This is a genomic window from Bacillus sp. GB_SG_008 (genome assembly GCF_052038115.1).
GTDB classification, from domain to species: domain Bacteria; phylum Bacillota; class Bacilli; order Bacillales; family Bacillaceae_G; genus Bacillus_A; species Bacillus_A rhizoplanae.
The window spans coordinates 141031-159055 of sequence record NZ_JBPZSK010000007.1 but is presented as its reverse complement, the minus strand read 5'-3'; the positions used below and the strand labels follow the sequence as shown (position 1 = coordinate 159055).

The following is an 18025-nucleotide window of genomic DNA, read 5'->3' as shown; positions in this document are numbered from 1 at the left end:
CGGTGTTTATGTTATGAATATAAATAAATGGAAAGGAGATGAGTGACATGAGCAGATTAATTGAGAAAGCGATGCAGTTTGCTGCTATTAAGCATGAAGGCCAAATGCGCAAAGGCACGAACATTCCGTACATTATACATCCATTTGGAGTAGCGCTCATTTTACAGAAAGCAAAGCAGCGTGATGAAGTGATTGCCGCAGGATTATTGCATGATACTTTAGAAGATACAAATACAACCGAGGCTGAGTTGTACGAGCATTTTGGCGAAGAAGTGTTGAAGCTGGTTCAGGCGGCTTCAGAACCAGATAAATCATTGTCATGGGAAGAACGAAAGAATCATACTATTCTATCTCTTCCACACCGTTCGAATGAAGAGATTACTTTAATCATCGCAGATAAATTACATAACTTACGGTCCATTCAAGAGGACGGAGAAAGAGAAGACGATCAAGTATGGTCGCGTTTTAAGCGTGGAAAACGTGACCAATCATGGTATTACATGAGTATTTTGCATGCTTTGAAAGAAAAAAAGCGGGACATTCCAATTATTCGGGTGTTCGAAAAAGAAACACAAAATTTATTTATTGGAAAAGAAACACTTACGTTGGATGACATCGATGTATTATTCAGTTGTGCGTATGGCATTTATGAGTCACAAAAAGCGAAATTGTATGAAAGAGGTGTATTAAAATTTGCGAAGGAAGTTTCTACTTCTAGTGAGGCGATTTATCATAGTGGAAATATTGAAATGATCACCCCGTTAGCAAATAATCTGCAAGAAAGAGGGGTTTCTTTTGAGTTCAATTCAGATGGTCCCTTTATTCTATTAGCGTATTTAACTGAGCTAAGACATCGAATGGGGTGGTCTGATGAATTATTTTATCAGTATTACTTAAGAAACTGTTCGAAATTATAGAGAGGGCGAGTATACACTTAAAAGTGGAAGGAGAAAATTATCAAGTTCTCCCTACCATTTTCTAAGAAGGATGTTTCATTGAAAAAAGGTGACACACTACAGATAGTAGTACCTCACCTTTTTCTTTCTTTCCATAATAAATCCAATAATATCAGGAAGTAATAGCTACCTACCTACTTCCAAAACCGCACCCAATACTCCCCACCACGAAACTCCATCTCATACCCACGATAACCTTCCGCCAGCAACTTTTTTTGCCCAGCAATATCACTCATTAGGAGTTTTTCTATATTCGTCCATTCTTTTGTTCTCTCACTCTGTAACTCTTTTACAAACACATACCGTAATCGATCACTATATTTTTCTTTCAGCGCAGCGATCTCCATCCCTTGCGCAAATTTGTCTTTTAAACTAGGAATATTAAACGGTGCAACGGTGCAGCAAACATACTCATATTTGTGATCTACCTGTTTTAATTGCTCCATAATGACTTTCGCTAATATTTTTTGCAGTCCGTTTCCCTGATAAGTTGGATGAACGTTTGAGACTTCTTGATAGATGACACGTTCTAATTCTTCACCTTGTAAGCCAATATCAAAGCCTAAATGTTCTTCATCAATCGGTGGAACTAAGAGTGCACGGAATGCAATGAGTTGTTCATCTATGAATGCACCGATCATGAATCCATTTCCTGTTAATATATTTTGAAATTCTTCTAATGTAAGAGGCTGCAAGTTTTGTTTGTTTTCTAGTGCTTCAATTACATCATCTTGTACGGATAAAATTTGCTCGATGTGATGCAAAGATAATGGTGCAACTTTGAATGATTGCTCGTTTTGTTTTAACGTTCCTTCATACAGAATGTTCATGCTTGGGTCTCCTTTAGCAAATAATATCTTGAAAAACAGTTAACTCATTGAGTATATCTTCATTGACATCAACGCCTAACCCAGGCTTTTCTGTTAGGCGAATAAAAGGGACATCATAGGAGAGATTCCCAATATCTTTTGTGAATTTTAATGGCCCGGTCAGTTCAACACTTGTAATGATTTTTTTAGAAAAAGCGACATGGAATCCTGCGGAAGAGGCAACGGATGATTCGACCATTGAACCAATTTGACATTCGATTCCAGCCATTTCTGCTTGATGGGCTAGTTTGACGGCTGGATAGATTCCACCGCATTTCATTAATTTAATGTTCACTTTATCGGCAGCTTGCTTTTGAATAATTTGGCGCATTTCACGTGGGCCTTTTAATCCCTCGTCAATCATAAGAGAAAGGTCTGTTTTTGAGCGAATATAAGCCATTGCGTCGATATCATCGGCTATAACAGGCTGTTCAATCCAATCAATGTCCAAATGCTTAAGTGAACGTAATGCGGTTAACGTCGTCGCACTGTTTTTCCAGCCTTGGTTCACATCAACGCGAATTGCGACATCGTTTCCGACTCGTTCACGTACAGCTTCAATTCTTTCAACATCTTTTTTAACATCTGTTCCGACTTTCATTTTAAAAGATTGGTAACCTTTATTTATCATGGAAGCAGCTTCTTCCGCCATGTTTTCTGGGGAGTCGATGCTTAAAACATGGGTAATTGGAAATTCTTCATGATAGCGTCCGCCAATTAATTGATACACAGGCTGTCCGAGTTTTTTCCCCATTACATCAAAGCAAGCGATATCAATCGCAGCTTTAGCAGTAGGTACCCCGTAAATAGTTCGATTCATGATGTCATGTATTTTCTCGATATTCATTGGATTTTTACCTAGCAAGGCAGGAGCTAATGTATGTTTTAAAATATGAAAAGTGCTCTCCCATGTTTCACATGTAACATGCTCGTCAGCTACGCCTTCTCCGTAACCAATAATGCCTTCATCAGTTTCGAGTTTTACAATAATGGAAGGCATATCAGGATAAGTACCATAGCTTACGATAAATGGATTGCGAAGCGGTAAACGAATTGCATAAAGATGAATTGCTGTGATTTTCATTGAAAAGACCCCTTTCTGTTTACAATGTTCTTTTTTATTTGATATAGTTGTCGTTAAATAGTCGTTAAATGGTGATAAGGAGTTTGAACAAATGATGATAAAGATTGCGGTTATTGGTACACAAGAGTCTATTCAGAACCTTGTGGCTGTTGCCCACCAAGTCGAAGATATAGAGATTGAACCTTATGTTTATTCTCATCCGAAAGAATCTTCAGAAATTATCCGGCATTTAAAGCCGTGTGATGTGATCTTCTTCTCCGGTGTTATACCTTATTATATTTCAAAAGAAATGCGAGAACAATTACGAATTCCAAGTATTTATTTGCAGCAAAACGAAATGGCGCTTGCGTCTTCTTTACTTTTCATTTTACATCATAAAAACATTCAACCGGAACGAATTTCAATTGATTTAGTGAATTCTTCTTTCGTTACAAATGTTTTCAGTGATATCGGGATTACGGGGGTTCCCAAAGTTATGGATTATCAAGATATGTTACCGAATATGTTTGAAATAAAAGAGATTGTGGATTTTCATTATTCTCGGTATCAATCAGGATTAGTTGATTTAGCACTAACGAGTGTTCATGCTGTTTATGACCAACTTATCGAACTTGGTGTACCTTCACAGCGAATGCTTGATCCGACAAAAGCTCTTATACAAGGATTAAAAGATGCAAAAGCAAAAGCACAGTTAGCAAAGAGTTATGCAGCGACTGTTGCAGCTTGTGTGATAGCATTTTCAGCATCACACCATATACCAACGGAGCATCTCGATATGTTTGCTCGTGAAATTCACGGTTCATTTCGTCAAGTAGATGAAACCTCATACATTTTGTATACGACGCGTGGTGATATTGAGGCACTTATAAAAAGAAGTTCCCTCCAAAACTTTTTAAGCAATTCGAAAGATCCTATAGCGCTCGGATTTGGTTACGGGAGAACAGTAAAAGAAGCGGAACAAAACGCTAAAATTGCTCAAAACTTTGCGACAAACAATCAAATGGAAAGCTGTTGTTATATATTAACGGATGAAAAAGAACTGTTCGGTCCTTTTCCAAAAGAAAAGAAAATGCAGAGCCTTAAAAATGATGATCAAGAACTACTAAAGATAGCGAAGGAAACAAAGCTTAGTCCGGCAAATTTATCGAAAATCATTCAATTTAGTCAGTCTCGTTCATCACTTCAATTTACGGCAGCTGATCTTTCGGAGTATTTACAAGTAACAAGACGCACAACAGAGCGTATTTTGAAGAAATTGGTCGATCAAGGATATGCAAATATTTGTGGTGAGGAGATGCCCTATCAACAAGGACGCCCTCGTGCCCTTTATGAATTAAAGCTTCCTATTTATTCTATTCATACTACGTCTCTGATGTAGTTTCTTAGTGCCATTCTTTCTGTCTTGGAAAGTTTAGTGATATTAAAACTGGTTATCGCATAAAGAGTGGAGAGGGTGGATACAGTAAAATTCAGTTCAGCATATGGTGAAAAGGGAAAGTTCATTCATCATACCGAGAGAGCAATCACTTGACATTTAAATGAATATTCAATATGTTTTTGAAAAACATGAATGTTATAAATGAAAAATAAAAAGTTGTTTTGTATCGAATGAATGTCATTTCAAAACAGCCTTAAGAGAATTGTTTTGCGTATAGAAGGGAGAGCATCAAGTTGAAAAGAGAAGATTTGCAGAATCGTTTAAATAAAATTTTTCAATATTTACATGAGCATCCTGAAGTGAGTTGGCATGAACATAATACGACTACTTATATTACAAAATTTTTAGAGGCAGAAGGAATTTCTTATAAAACATTTGATGATTGTCCTGGAGTAATTGCAGAAATGGGAAGCGGGAAACCAGTTGTCGCCATTCGAGCTGATATGGATGCATTGTGGCAAGAGGTAGATGGGGAGTTCAAAGCAAATCATTCATGTGGTCATGATGGTCATATGACAATTGTGATGGGGCTTATTTTACAGTTGAAAAATGAGGAGTGGCCAACGGGGACGGTTCGCTTTATTTTTCAGCCCGCAGAAGAAAAAGGAGGCGGGGCTCTGAAGATGGTGGAGAAAGGTGTTGTGGATGATGTTGATTTCTTATTTGGTATTCACTTACGACCAATAGAGGAATTACCATTGAAGCAAGCGGCACCATCCATTCGCCATGGAGCGGCTGATTTTTTAGAAGCTCATATATATGGAACTGACGCTCATGGTGCGCGGCCGCATCAAGGTGTAAACGCAATTGATGTGATTTCGATGATTAATATTGGATTGAAAAATATATGGCTTTCACCACAACATTCCTATTCCGTTAAAATGACGAGATGCCAAGCAGGCGGTGAAAGTTTAAATATCATTCCAGGGAACGGTCACTTTGCGTTAGATGTAAGGGCAGAAAGTAATCCGCTGTTAGAAGAGTTAAAGAAAAAGATAGAACAAGTTATTCAATCAGCTGAATCGATGGGTGTAAAGATTTCTTACGAATGGGTTGATTTCGCACCTGGAGCACAAGTATCAGCTGAGGCGGAGCAGTTCCTTCGTAAGGGAATTCTCCAAACGTATGGCGAAGGTGGCTGCACCGCACCACTTCCTACAGCAGGAAGTGATGATTTTCATTATTATACGGTCAAAAAGCCACACTTAAAAGCTGCTATGCTAGGATTAGGTGCAAATCTAAAGCCAGGATTACATCATCCTCACATGACGTTTGATCACGCTTGTATAGTAGATGGCGTGCAAATATTGAAGCAAACGGTATTGGAAGTATTGAAATAAGATTGTTTCTATTTGAAATTTGAGGTTTCCAGTCTTTAAATTCAAATACGAAAGCTACCCTGAAAAGGTCAAAATTGATTGTCCTTTTAGGGTAGCTTTTTCATATGGTACAGGTTCAAAACTTTTGGATATGATAAAATTGGATTATATGTCATTGAAAAATTTTCTGAAGCAAATAAAAAATGCTAACAAATTATGAAGGTCCTTCAATTCTTACCAATATCTTTGCATACTAGAATGTATGGATGAGATGACGAAGCGTGACGAGTAGACCGCTGACTTTATCGGGGGTCTTTTTATAATGGAATTTATAATCTGTTAATTAGGAGTGAATCCATGAACGAACAATATTATGACGCAGTATTAAACATAAAAACAGTAGGAGAGCAAAAGGGGTTCTACGAGTCTTTGCATTATCATCGTTATGAACCAACACCATATCTTGCACTAGAACAATTATTTAATAAGTATGAACTGAAAAGTAGTGATCGAGTTGTTGATTTTGGATGCGGAAAAGGACGATTGAATTTTTATATCCACTATTTCTATCATGTATCTGTAGTAGGGATAGAAATGAACGAGACTTTCTATCAAGAAGCAATGGACAATAGAGATAGTTATTTGAAGAAGGCTAAAAAAAGTAAAGATAAAATTCATTTTCATTGTTGCTTGGCACAAGAGTACGAGATTGATCCACTTGATAATAAGTTTTACTTTTTTAATCCGTTTTCGGTGCAAGTGTTTATGAATGTGATAAACAACATACTACTTTCAGTGGAAGAAGTAGAACGGGAAGTAGAACTAGTTTTATATTATCCATCAGAAGATTATATTTATTTTTTAGATAACCAAACTTCTTTTGAATTGAAAGAGGAAGTTATATTGCCAGGATTGTATGAACGAAATTCGAATGAGAGGTTTTTGATATATCGATTAGCATATTAGAAAGTGATATTAAATGGATAAAGTGAAACTTCTATCAGTGGGGGATGAAAAAAAACCACTGATGGAAGTTTCACTTATATAGGAAAATGTTGACTCCCCTCCTTAACAAGCTATAATAAAAAATAGATGTTCGTTTCGAACAAAATATGATCCAAAAAGAACAATTTATAACATAGGTTGAATAAAATACTATCAATCTATTATTTTTACGGCTTTTAGAAAACGCTTACATTTAGTGTGGAGGGAGAAACCATGTCTAAGTTCACGAAGTATTTTTTAATGGAATCTAGTGATGTAATACCGTATGTGATGGAGAAGTTATCGATGTTCGAGGACGCACAGCGTTTGCAGTGTAAGGAAATTGGGGATGGCAATTTAAATTATGTGTTCCGTGTTTGGGATGAAGAGAAGGGAACTTCTGTTATTGTGAAGCAAGCAGGAGATACGGCGCGTATTTCTGATGAGTTTAAATTATCTACGAATCGTATTCGCATTGAGTCAGATGTGCTCCAGCTAGAGGGGAAGCTGGCACCAAAGCTCGTGCCGAATGTGTATTTGTATGATGATGTAATGAATTGCTGTGTGATGGAAGATTTGTCAGATCATACGATTCTTCGTACTGCGCTTATGAATCATCAAATCTTTCCAAAGCTTGCAGATGATTTAACGACCTTTATGGTCAACACATTGCTATTAACATCAGATGTGGTAATGAATCATAAAGAGAAAAAGGAGTTAGTGAAGAACTATATAAATCCGGAGTTATGTGAGATTACAGAAGATCTTGTGTACTCTGAGCCGTTTACAGATCATAACAAAAGAAATGAGCTGTTTTCTTTAAATGAAGGCTGGATTCGAGAGCATATATATAGTGATGACGCACTTCGCATGGAAGTGGCGAAGCTGAAGTTTTCGTTTATGACAAATGCACAAGCTTTGCTGCATGGAGATTTGCATACTGGTTCTGTATTTGTAAGAAAAGATTCTACAAAGGTGATTGATCCGGAATTCGCGTTTTATGGACCGATGGGATATGACATCGGGAATGTTGTGGCAAACTTAATATTTGCATGGGCAAATGCGGATGCGACAATGGTTTCTGGGATAGAAAAAGATGCTTATATGGACTGGTTGGAGTCTACGATTACGGATGTAATTGATCTGTTTTCAGTAAAATTCTTAGAAACTTGGAATGCACATGTTACAGACATTATGGCAAAAGAAGAAGGATTTAGTCGTTGGTATTTACAGTCTGTGCTAGAAGATACAGCGGCTATTACTGGTCTTGAATTAATTCGCCGCATTGTTGGTTTAGCAAAAGTAAAGGATATCATATCTATTGCAGATGAAGAAGCTCGTACTAGAGCAGAACGCATTTGTTTGCAAGCTGCGAAGTTGTTTATTTTACAGGCAAGTACGCACAAAACAGGCAATGATTTTTTACAAACGTTAAAAACACAAGCACTGTCACTTAACACAAAATAAGGAGAGAAGATTATGTCTGAGCAATTAATACCGATTCAATGGAAAGATGAAGCTTTAGTTTTATTAGACCAAACTTTATTACCAAATGAGGTTGTCTATGAATCTTTTACAACAGCAGAGAGCGTATGGGATGCGATTCAAGTGATGAAGGTACGCGGTGCACCAGCGATTGGTGTTTCAGCAGCTTACGGTGTGTATTTAGGAGTAAAAGAAGTACCGGAAAATTCAATAGAGCTGTTTATAAATGAAGTTGAAAAAGTATGTGCTTATTTAGCGACTTCAAGACCGACAGCTGTAAATTTATTTTGGGCGCTTGAGAGAATAGAGAACGTCGCAAAAGAAAATGTTCATTTATCTATTAAAGATTTGAAAAATAGATTGTTAGAAGAAGCAAAGATGATTCATAAGGAAGACGAGGAAATTAACCGTCAAATTGGTGAACATGCGCTTACGTTATTTCAAGATGGTATGGGTGTGTTAACGCATTGTAATGCAGGTGCTTTGGCGACAACAAAATACGGAACTGCAACAGCACCGATGTATTTAGCGAAGGAAAAAGGTTGGGATTTAAAAATTTATTCTGATGAGACGCGTCCGAGATTACAAGGGTCTACACTAACAGCGTTAGAGCTGCAGCGAGCTGGCATCGATGTAACAGTCATCACCGATAATATGGCAGCGATGGTAATGTCACAAGGGAAAATTGATGCAGTAATTGTCGGATGTGACCGCGTGGCAGCAAACGGTGATGTAGCGAATAAGATTGGAACGTTAGGAGTTTCTATTTTAGCAAAGTATTATAACATTCCATTTTATGTAGCAGCGCCGACACCAACAATTGATTTGAAAACACCAACAGGGAAAGAGATTCCGATTGAGGAACGCGATGCTTCTGAAGTTATTAACCGCTTTGGACAATATTCAGCACCGCAAGATAGCAAGGTGTATAACCCGGCATTTGATGTAACGTCGCATGAGAATATTACAGCAATCATTACAGAGAAGGGCATTGTACGTCCACCGTTTGCGGAAAACTTAAAAAAGTTATTTCAGCAATAATAAACTTTGCATATTAGACATATAAGAAAATAAATAAAAGAGGATCGATTATCATGTCTAATTCACCAGCAGATAGAAGAAATAAAATTATTGAGATGCTTGAGAAGACGGAATACGCAGATGTTTCGTATTTAAGTGATGTCTTTCAAGTGTCATTAATGACGATACGAAGGGATTTAGAGAGGCTAGAAAAGGATGGTAAGGTTATCCGGGTCTACGGCGGTGTAAAGCTGAAAACGAAGCGTGTATATGAAGCTTCCATGGAAGAGCGGTTAAACAGTAATAAGCGAGAAAAGATGGCTATTGCGAAAGAAGCCGCAAAGCTCATTGAAGATGGTGATGTAATAGCTTTTGATGCAAGTACAACTGCGCTTGAGGTAAGTAAGTTCATTAAAGACCGTAAAAGCCTTACAGTTGTAACAAATAACTTGAGCATTGCAATAGAGCTGGCAGATGCGCCTCATATTGTAGTGATTTTGCTTGGCGGCTTTTTACGAGGAAAATCATTGTCTATCATGGGGGCATCCTTACAGCAATATCTTCAATCAATTTATATTGATAAAGTTTTTATTTCAAGTAAAGGGCTAAGCTTCCATGAAGGTTTAACAGATACGGCAATAGATGAAGGGGAAGCGAAGCAGGCGATGCTGAATAAGGCAAGTGAAATCATCGTTCTAGTGGATCATACGAAGCTTGGAAAGGTTGCTTTCTTTGAAGTCTGTGATAAACAGTGCATTACAAAAATTATTACAGATGAACTCGTACCACTTACACCGATGCAGCAAGAATGTATTACAAGCTATGAAAAATATGGAATACCGGTTATTATAGCAAACTAGCCATAACAAGTGTCCCGTTGAGGAGGATGTATATGTTACTACAAAAAGAGAGAGAAGAAATTGTAGAGTATGGAAAGAAATTAATCACAAGCGGACTAACAAAGGGGACAGGCGGTAATATTAGTATTTTTAATCGTGAACAAGGCCTAGTTGCGATGAGTCCAAGCGGATTAGAGTATTTTGAGACAACGCCTGAAGATGTGGTTGTACTGAATTTAAATGGAGATGTTATTGATGGAACAAGAAGACCATCTAGTGAACTTGATATGCATCTCATTTATTATCAAAAAAGAGACGACTTGAATGCTCTTGTACACACACATTCTCCTTATGCAAAGACAATTGCATCATTAGGTTGGGAGCTTCCAGCTGTTTCTTATTTAGTAGCTTTTGCAGGTCCAAATGTGCGCTGTGCACCGTATGCAACATTTGGTACGAAAGAATTAGCAGAAGCAGCTTATGAAGGAATGATAGATCGCCGCGCTGTTTTACTTGCGAATCATGGACTAATTGCAGGGGGGCATAATATTAAAATGGCGTTTACAGTCGCAGAAGAGATAGAATTTTGTGCGCAAATTTATTATCAAACGAAATGTATTGGAGAACCGAAACTATTGCCAGAGGAAGAATTAGCTGTATTAGCGAAGAAGTTTGAGACGTACGGTCAAAAATGAATAACATTCAAAATAAAAGATTAGGGATGAGTTTCCCTAATCTTTTATTTCTATAGAATACAATTTGAACATATATCTGTATTGTTAACTCCCAAAGATGTGGTGAGTGTGGTAAAGTTTATACGAATGGAAGATAAAGTGATTAATAAAGTGAAACTTCCATCAGTGGGATCTTACTACTTGCAAATAGCGGGATAAAATGGAGTAATTTCACTTACTTCGCTTATATAAGAAAGGAATGAACATATTGTATTTAACAATAAAAGAAGCAGCTGAATTTTTAAATATGCCAGAATCGTATATTGAAAGCTTAATCCAACAAAAACGCATTCGTGCTGTCCATGATGGAGAACAGTACTTGCTGAATAAAGAGCAATTTAATACACACCTAGAACAAATGGAGAAATATACAAAGTTAGTAGAAGAAATATTAAACGAACCAATTCCTGAAGATTTCGATGTGAAAGATGAGGACTAGAAATAGGATACTTAGAAAATATGAATCAATTATTAAAACTAAAATACATGATTTTAGTCATAGAAGAAAAAAGGTTTTATTAAATGGGATTCAGAAAGATTATCCTGCTTTAGGTAAACTTATGTATGAAGAGAATGAAAAAGCTATTTGAAAATAGCGGAAGAAAACAAGGGGGAGAAAGAGGACTGTTTCTAATTGTGGATGCAACAAATTAGATAAGAGTCTTTCTTTTTATTTTTAAAATAGGATTGTAGGATATTTTTTTATCGATATAATAAAACATTGGAAACATTTTTTATTCTCGATTATATAAACATGCAAAGGAGTTTAAGGTGAATCCAAATCCTATATTGCTTGAAGAAGAAATGAAAAGTGCCAAGTTATTTTTGTGGGTGTTTAATTTTGCTTTTATTATTACTTAGCATACATTTTGTAAAGAAAGAAATTCTACATGTTGTGAAATATGTATATTTAATAGGATATGCATTTCGATACATTTTCTGTAACGTGTGAATGTATTTGAGAGATGCTGAATTGGGAAGCTTATATTTTATTAATGAGTTTTCACTCTTATGTTGAGGGAATCAATAAAGTATTTAAGAAAACAATATTTGTTTAATGAATAACAATCTATGTTAGGAAGAATAGTTTCATAAATTTGTTTTTTTCTTATAAAATAACAAGTAGTATATAAAATTGATGCTATGTATAAAGGAGTTTTAGCGTGGACAAAGCTGATATGCTCATACAAGAGGAAATTAAAGCATTAAAGCTTTTTTTAAGTTTGTTTTATATTATTTTTTTCTCTTATGATATCATATATTATTTTATTTATCCGGCAATGAAAATAGATGATCGGCCAATCGGTTTTCCAGAAGGTGGATTAGGGTTTGGAGTGCATATTTTCATGTTTCTGTTATTGCCGATTGGAATTTACTTAATAAAAAAGAAAAATCCATATGCTGTAAAGTATATCATATTTTTGGGATATACATTTATTGATTTACTTAATAGTATAATGATTTATCTAGGGGACTCACAAAAATTTGCAAGTGGGAATGCGGTAGAGCAGTTTCTCGTTCTGTTTTCGCCCCTTTTTGTGAATAAACGATATTTTTGGTTAGTCTCGCTCGGTATGATTGGGAAATATGCCCTTTTAGGGATTCTCTTACACATATCAACGGTTATTATTCCAATCGTATTATGTGCGATTCTCGGAATCATATCCTTTATTTTGTTAACACGTTTCAAATCGTATGTACGTACCATTACACAAATATTTGAAGAAGCGCAGCAAGCTGAAAAACTAGCAGTCGTTGGAAAAATGGCGGCTACGATTGCACATGAAATCCGTAATCCATTAACAGCATTAAAAGGATTTACACAATTGCAGAGAGAAAAACATCCTGAAGATGCTGCGTATTATAACATTATGGTGCAAGAAATTGAGCGTATGAATACGATTGTTAGTGAATTAATGGTTCTTGGAAAGCCGAAAAAGAGAGAATATAAATTACATAATATAAAAGATATTTTATCTTATGTGATTTATATTGTAGAACAGCCGACTTTGCAATATGGCATTACCATTTCGACAATGATTGATAAAGCATTACCGTCTATACAATGTGATGAGAAACAAATGAAACAAGTATTTCTTAACCTTATTAAAAATGCGATAGAGTCTATGCCAAATGGCGGTAATATTATTGTGGAAGCAAATGTAGTTCATGATAATCAAATTGTAGTGAGTGTTACTGATGAAGGATGCGGAATCGATCAAGAAAAAATAGATCAAATAGGTGAGGCCTTCTATACGACAAAAGAAAATGGAACAGGCTTAGGATTAATGGTTACATACAAAATTATTGAAGAACATCAAGGTGAGATTGTATTTGAAAGCAAACTTGGTATCGGAACAAAGGTAAAAGTTATGCTGCCAGCAGTAGAGGTAAAATAAAGTGAAACTTCCATCAGCGGGGGTCTTACTGCCCGTTAATGCGGGATAAATATATGTATAAAAAAAACTCTTCTTTCAAACGGTGAAAGAAGAGTTTTTTTATACATAACTATGAGTAAATGAAGTGTAAAAGTATTGTTAAAGAGAGGACAATCTGTTTTAGTTAGAAAATATTTCATTTATGAATAGAGGAAAATGTCGATAAATGACGAAATATTATGTTAGTTATGATAACTGTGTAGCTGCATATTTAAATGAATAACATACACTTCTTAGAGTACGTACGGCTAGTGTTGTAAGATATGTGAAAATTAATAATATGTTCCAATTTTAAAAATGAAGAGAAACAAGCTATGAAATGGTTTATATCATTATTTTATTCGATTTTTATATTATATGATTTTCTGTATAATTATATTTTCCCAGTCTATGTTATAAAAAGTGGCACAAAACATATGGGTTTTATGGGACTGTGGTTTTATATTATTATGCTCTTGTTATTACCTGTGATGTATTATCTTCATAAAGAAAATAAAGAATTTTTAATCAAATGCATTTGTTTTGGCACTTATATTTCACTTACGATAATAGATGATGAAGGAGGTGTAAATATGAAAATTCGCAAGTTAGAAAAAGTAAAAACGACAGGATGTTGGTGGTGCAACTGGCCATGGTAGGAATAAAAATGTAAATAAAAAAGGTGAATACTATGAAACTAATGTATGAATCGATAGTAACATTACATGATATAGAAATCCGTAAAGATTAAAAAAGCTACATTGTTGAAGATGCAGTGACGGGTGAATTTTATGAAATACCTCCGATCTGTATTGATGTAATTACTATGATTCAAGATGAAGCAAACTATTCCTAACTTGCAAAAACCGATGTCGAATTTATATTTTTGGGATGCGGTGCTTATTATGCTGCAAACTGTAGTCATGTTTAGCCTTCTCTTATATTCTTGGAGAAATAAATATAGAAATGAATAATGAGAGATGAAGAGGAACTATTACGAGTTTCTCTTTTTTGATCCTGCATTAACTGACAGTAAGCACCCCACTGAAGGAAGTTTAGATGGGTATTCACCTATCCTTCCCTGTTTGCATATTGTAGCTTATGTAGTGAAACTGCTTACAAGGGAGTGAAAGGCAGTGACAGGAAATATAAAAAATTATTATGCTGGCGGTAATACAGCAAGGGGATTTTACAGTTTATTTGAAGAGAACTTAACGGGATTAGACCGGTTGTTTATTTTAAAAGGTGGACCTGGAACAGGAAAGTCTTCGCTTATGAAGCTGATTGGTCGTGAGTGGGTGAAGAAAGGGTATGATATTGAATTTTTACATTGTTCGTCTGACAATAATTCGATTGATGGTGTGATTATTCCATCATTACAAGTTGGAATTGTTGATGGAACAGCGCCGCATGTTATTGAACCGAAAGCGCCAGGCGTTGTAGAAGAGTATGTAAACTTAGGTGTAGCTTGGGATTCTACTCAACTTGGGGCGCATAAAGATGAGATTATGCGTTATACATCAGAAGCGAGCAATGCGTTTCAATCAGCTTATGCGCGTTTTAAGACGGCGCTAGAGATTCATGATGAGTGGGAGAAGTTTTATATTGACCATATTGATTTTGAAAAAGCAAATGAGCTGACAGAACAGCTCATACAGCAATTTTTTAGTGATAAAACGTGTACGAAACAAGCAAATGTGAAGCATCGTTTTTTAGGAGCCGCAACGCCAAAAGGAGCAGTTGATTTTGTTCCAAATTTAACGGAAGATGTACCGAAGCGTTATTTTATAAAAGGGCGTCCTGGTTCTGGGAAATCGACGATGTTAAAAAAATTAGCAGCGGCAGCTGAAGAGAAGGGCTTCGATGTTGAGATATATCATTGCGGCTTTGATCCAAATAGCCTTGATATGGTTATTGTAAGAGAGCTTGGCTTTGCAATTTTTGATAGTACAGCACCTCATGAATATTTTCCAACCCGTGAGAGTGATGAAATCATTGATATGTATGAGCTCATTATTGCACCGGGAACAGATGAGAAATATGCAGTAGAAATTCAAGATGTATCAAGGCGCTATAGAGAAAAAATGAATGAAGCGATGTCCTATTTAGCGAAAGCAAAAACTGTACGTGACAAATTAGAGAAAATTTATATTACAGCGATGGATTTTGACAAAGTGGATTCGTTTAAAGATGAAATTCAAGCTGAGTTTGAACGGATTGCAGAGAAAATAGCACAAGAGCAAAAATAACCCCTTGGTTTCCAAGGGGTTATTTTTTTGAGATCTTATCCTGCTTAACGAGGAAATGACATGTAATAGTGTCTTTTAGGAGTGGTGATTGAAGGTATAGTTGAGAAATAGAGAATCCTCTTCATTGACATTTTATCTTAAAGAAAGACACGACATACACAGAAAATTTGTATATGTATGTTATCGCAGATGCCATACTAAAGGCAGGTGTTTTGGATTCGGTGTCGAATTTCCGAGGAAATGATAGAAAAATGAGAGTGATAAATATGAGAGAAAAAATTCAATTAGAGCTACAACGAATTGAAAGAGAAAACGACGTAAAGATTCTCTTCGCTGTTGAATCCGGAAGCAGGGCTTGGGGCTTTCCATCAAAAGATAGTGACTATGATGTCCGTTTTGTATACGTACATCGAATGGACTGGTACTTATCAATTGAGCAAAAGCGGGATGTTATTGAGTATCCAATCAGCGATGCCCTTGATATAAGTGGCTGGGAACTCCGTAAAGCATTACAGTTATTTTCTAAATCGAATCCAGCTTTGTTAGAGTGGATTCTTTCGCCAATTGTATACGTTAAGAAATCAAATCTTCCGGAGCGTTTGCAGGAAATGAGCAATCATTTTGATCTAAAAGCAACGATCTATCATTATTTACATATGGCATCTAAAAACTATCGTACGTTTTTGCAAGGTGAAGAAGTAAAGCTAAAGAAATACTTTTATGTATTACGTCCGATACTAGCTTGCAGATGGTTAGAAGAGAAAGGAACATTGCCGCCTGTTGAGTTTGAAAGATTAGTGAATGGATTAGCCTTGGATGCAGATCTTTTGAAAGAAATTGAGGAATTGCTTGAGAAGAAAAAAGCAGGTATCGAGCTGGATGTAGGACCAAGAATTGCGACATTGAATGAATTTTTAGAAGGACAGATTATGTATTACGAGGAGTATGTGAAGAGTTTAGAAAAGAAGACAGCTATAGATATTGAGCAGTTGAATGTCCTGTTTCGGGATATGCTACATCAAAGCTGGAAAGAGCACCGATAATATTGGTGCTCTTCCTTGGTAAAGGCTGTACATTAACAGTACTACATATCTTCAATTCTCTTTAACGCCTTATCAGCCGGCCCCTCAATCACATCTCCCTGAATCGAAAACCGCGAACCATGACAAGGGCAATCCCACGTGCAATCACCGCTATTCCATTCCACTTCGCAGCCTAAATGTGTACAAGTTGTATCGACAATGTGAAGTTTGCCGTCATCGTCTTTATAAGCGCCAGCACGTTTTCCGTTTACCCTTACGACAGCACCTTCTCCATTTACGAGGTCTTCGGGTTTACGAAGCGCAAATTCTAGTTTTCCTTCAATTAAATGTTTTGCTACGTCGAGGTTTTGAGTGACGAACGTTTTTATATCTGGATTCGTATGGAAGCGTGATGGTGCGTACAGTTCTTTATATGGACTATCGATTTTCATAATGGATGCTTTTAGTAATAAAGCTGCCGCAGTTCCATTTGTCATGCCCCATTTACGGTACCCTGTTGCGACGAAAATGTTAGGGTTATTTTCATTGATGTGTCCGATATAAGGAACTTTATCAAGTGTAATCAAATCTTGTGTTGCCCATCTGTATGGAATTTCTTCTATGCCAAAGGTTTCTTCGCCAAATGTTTGCAGTGCTTCGTAATGTTTCATCATGTTAATGCCTTGTCCTGTTTTGTGGCTTTCACCACCAATTAACACCAACTTTTCATCACCCATTGTGGTGTAGCGAAGGGAACGCTTCGGATTATCAATACTTATATACATTCCTCCTGGATATTCTTGTTTTGTTTTTACACCGAGGACATAAGAGCGCTCTGCATACATTCTTGCAAAGAAAAAGCTGTTCGCATCATAAAACGGAAAGTGCGAACAAGAAACGACATAACCACAGGTGATTCGATGTCCGTCTCTTGTAATGACTTGCAGATAAGATCCTTTTTCCACATCAACTGCAGTTGTGTTTTCGTATATAACACCGCCGGCTTCAATGAATTGTTCGACAAGCGCTGCTAAATAGCGAAGCGGATGAAACTGTGCTTGATTCTTTATAACAAGTGCCGCTTTGATAGGAATTGGAAGCGGGATACTTTCTATGTATTCGCCAGGGATATTAAGCTTTTTATATGCTTCTAATTCTTTCGTTAACTTGTGTAGATTGTCGGTTGAATTCGTATATAGATAAGCATCTTCTTCTGTGAAATCACATTGGATATTGTGCTGTTGTACGGTATCTTTTATAAATTGCCGCGCTTTATCGTTTGCTTCGTAATATAATCTTGCTTTCTCTTCCCCAAAATTGCTAATTAGTTCATCGTAAATAAGATCGTGCTGGGTTGTAATTTTTGCAGTTGTATGTCCAGTTGTTCCGTTTAAAATATTTCCGGCATCAATTAATGCAACTTTGATTCCTTCTTTTGCAAGTAAGTACGCTGTTGTAATGCCAGTGATACCTGCTCCGACAATGGCAACTTCTGTTTTAATGTTCTCGGTTAGCTTTGGGAAAGTAGGGAAGTTAGTAGAGTCCCGCCAATATGGTTCTGGAAATCTTGGAAGTTGTTCATGTTCCATATGAATGCACCTCTTATTCT

At 36.4% G+C, this 18025-nt stretch carries 16 protein-coding genes; 13 read left to right on the top strand and 3 right to left on the bottom strand.

Annotated features, from left to right (window positions below; all coding sequences use genetic code 11):
• The first annotated feature begins 47 nt into the window (after nucleotides 1-47).
• The gene (locus ACTDJC_RS18150; protein ID WP_440604272.1) at nucleotides 48-917 is read left to right on the top strand and encodes an HD domain-containing protein; all 870 of its coding nucleotides are present in this window, start codon (nucleotides 48-50) and stop codon (nucleotides 915-917) included.
• Nucleotides 918-1090: 173 nt separating this feature from the next.
• Here the strand turns inward: ACTDJC_RS18150 and ACTDJC_RS18145 are convergent, their stop codons facing one another.
• Nucleotides 1091-1786: a GNAT family N-acetyltransferase gene (locus ACTDJC_RS18145; RefSeq protein ID WP_440604271.1), complete on the bottom strand. Its 696-nt coding sequence runs from the start codon at nucleotides 1784-1786 to the stop codon at nucleotides 1091-1093.
• 13 nt (nucleotides 1787-1799) lie between these two features.
• Nucleotides 1800-2909, bottom strand: coding sequence for a mandelate racemase/muconate lactonizing enzyme family protein (locus ACTDJC_RS18140; RefSeq protein ID WP_440604270.1), 1110 nt, complete (start codon nucleotides 2907-2909; stop codon nucleotides 1800-1802).
• A 91-nt stretch (nucleotides 2910-3000) separates the two neighbouring features.
• On the opposite strand from ACTDJC_RS18140, the gene ACTDJC_RS18135 reads away from it, so the two are divergent.
• From ACTDJC_RS18135 to ACTDJC_RS18080, 12 genes are all read left to right on the top strand, one after another.
• The gene (locus ACTDJC_RS18135) at nucleotides 3001-4287 is read left to right on the top strand and encodes a transcriptional regulator (protein ID WP_440604269.1); all 1287 of its coding nucleotides are present in this window, start codon (nucleotides 3001-3003) and stop codon (nucleotides 4285-4287) included.
• Between the two features lie 293 nt (nucleotides 4288-4580).
• Nucleotides 4581-5687 carry a M20 peptidase aminoacylase family protein gene (locus ACTDJC_RS18130; protein ID WP_440604268.1) on the top strand — a complete coding sequence of 369 codons (1107 nt, stop codon included), beginning with the start codon at nucleotides 4581-4583 and terminating at the stop codon, nucleotides 5685-5687.
• 336 nt (nucleotides 5688-6023) lie between these two features.
• Nucleotides 6024-6632 (top strand): methyltransferase, encoded by a 609-nt coding sequence (locus tag ACTDJC_RS18125; protein WP_440604267.1) that lies wholly within the window; start codon nucleotides 6024-6026, stop codon nucleotides 6630-6632.
• Between the two features lie 252 nt (nucleotides 6633-6884).
• The gene (gene mtnK / locus ACTDJC_RS18120) at nucleotides 6885-8117 is read left to right on the top strand and encodes an S-methyl-5-thioribose kinase (protein WP_440604266.1); all 1233 of its coding nucleotides are present in this window, start codon (nucleotides 6885-6887) and stop codon (nucleotides 8115-8117) included.
• Nucleotides 8118-8129: 12 nt separating this feature from the next.
• The gene (mtnA, locus tag ACTDJC_RS18115; protein WP_141525033.1) at nucleotides 8130-9176 is read left to right on the top strand and encodes an S-methyl-5-thioribose-1-phosphate isomerase; all 1047 of its coding nucleotides are present in this window, start codon (nucleotides 8130-8132) and stop codon (nucleotides 9174-9176) included.
• Nucleotides 9177-9229: 53 nt separating this feature from the next.
• A complete protein-coding gene (locus ACTDJC_RS18110; protein WP_253628461.1) occupies nucleotides 9230-10015 on the top strand; it encodes a DeoR/GlpR family DNA-binding transcription regulator in 786 nt (261 codons plus the stop codon).
• Nucleotides 10016-10047: 32 nt separating this feature from the next.
• Nucleotides 10048-10689 carry an L-fuculose-phosphate aldolase gene (locus tag ACTDJC_RS18105; protein WP_098309148.1) on the top strand — a complete coding sequence of 214 codons (642 nt, stop codon included), beginning with the start codon at nucleotides 10048-10050 and terminating at the stop codon, nucleotides 10687-10689.
• 238 nt (nucleotides 10690-10927) lie between these two features.
• Nucleotides 10928-11167: a helix-turn-helix domain-containing protein gene (locus tag ACTDJC_RS18100; protein ID WP_440604265.1), complete on the top strand. Its 240-nt coding sequence runs from the start codon at nucleotides 10928-10930 to the stop codon at nucleotides 11165-11167.
• A 724-nt stretch (nucleotides 11168-11891) separates the two neighbouring features.
• Nucleotides 11892-13127, top strand: a complete 1236-nt coding sequence (locus ACTDJC_RS18095) for an ATP-binding protein (RefSeq protein WP_440604264.1) — start codon at nucleotides 11892-11894, stop codon at nucleotides 13125-13127.
• Nucleotides 13128-13441: 314 nt separating this feature from the next.
• A complete protein-coding gene (locus ACTDJC_RS18090; protein WP_369680114.1) occupies nucleotides 13442-13804 on the top strand; it encodes a hypothetical protein in 363 nt (120 codons plus the stop codon).
• Between the two features lie 477 nt (nucleotides 13805-14281).
• Nucleotides 14282-15394 carry a PRK06851 family protein gene (locus tag ACTDJC_RS18085; RefSeq protein ID WP_253628463.1) on the top strand — a complete coding sequence of 371 codons (1113 nt, stop codon included), beginning with the start codon at nucleotides 14282-14284 and terminating at the stop codon, nucleotides 15392-15394.
• A gap of 266 nt (nucleotides 15395-15660) precedes the next feature.
• Nucleotides 15661-16437 (top strand): nucleotidyltransferase domain-containing protein, encoded by a 777-nt coding sequence (locus ACTDJC_RS18080; protein WP_440604263.1) that lies wholly within the window; start codon nucleotides 15661-15663, stop codon nucleotides 16435-16437.
• A 41-nt stretch (nucleotides 16438-16478) separates the two neighbouring features.
• On the opposite strand, the gene ACTDJC_RS18075 is transcribed toward ACTDJC_RS18080, so the two are convergent.
• Nucleotides 16479-18005, bottom strand: a complete 1527-nt coding sequence (locus ACTDJC_RS18075) for an FAD-dependent oxidoreductase (RefSeq protein WP_440604262.1) — start codon at nucleotides 18003-18005, stop codon at nucleotides 16479-16481.
• Nucleotides 18006-18025: the final 20 nt, after the last annotated feature.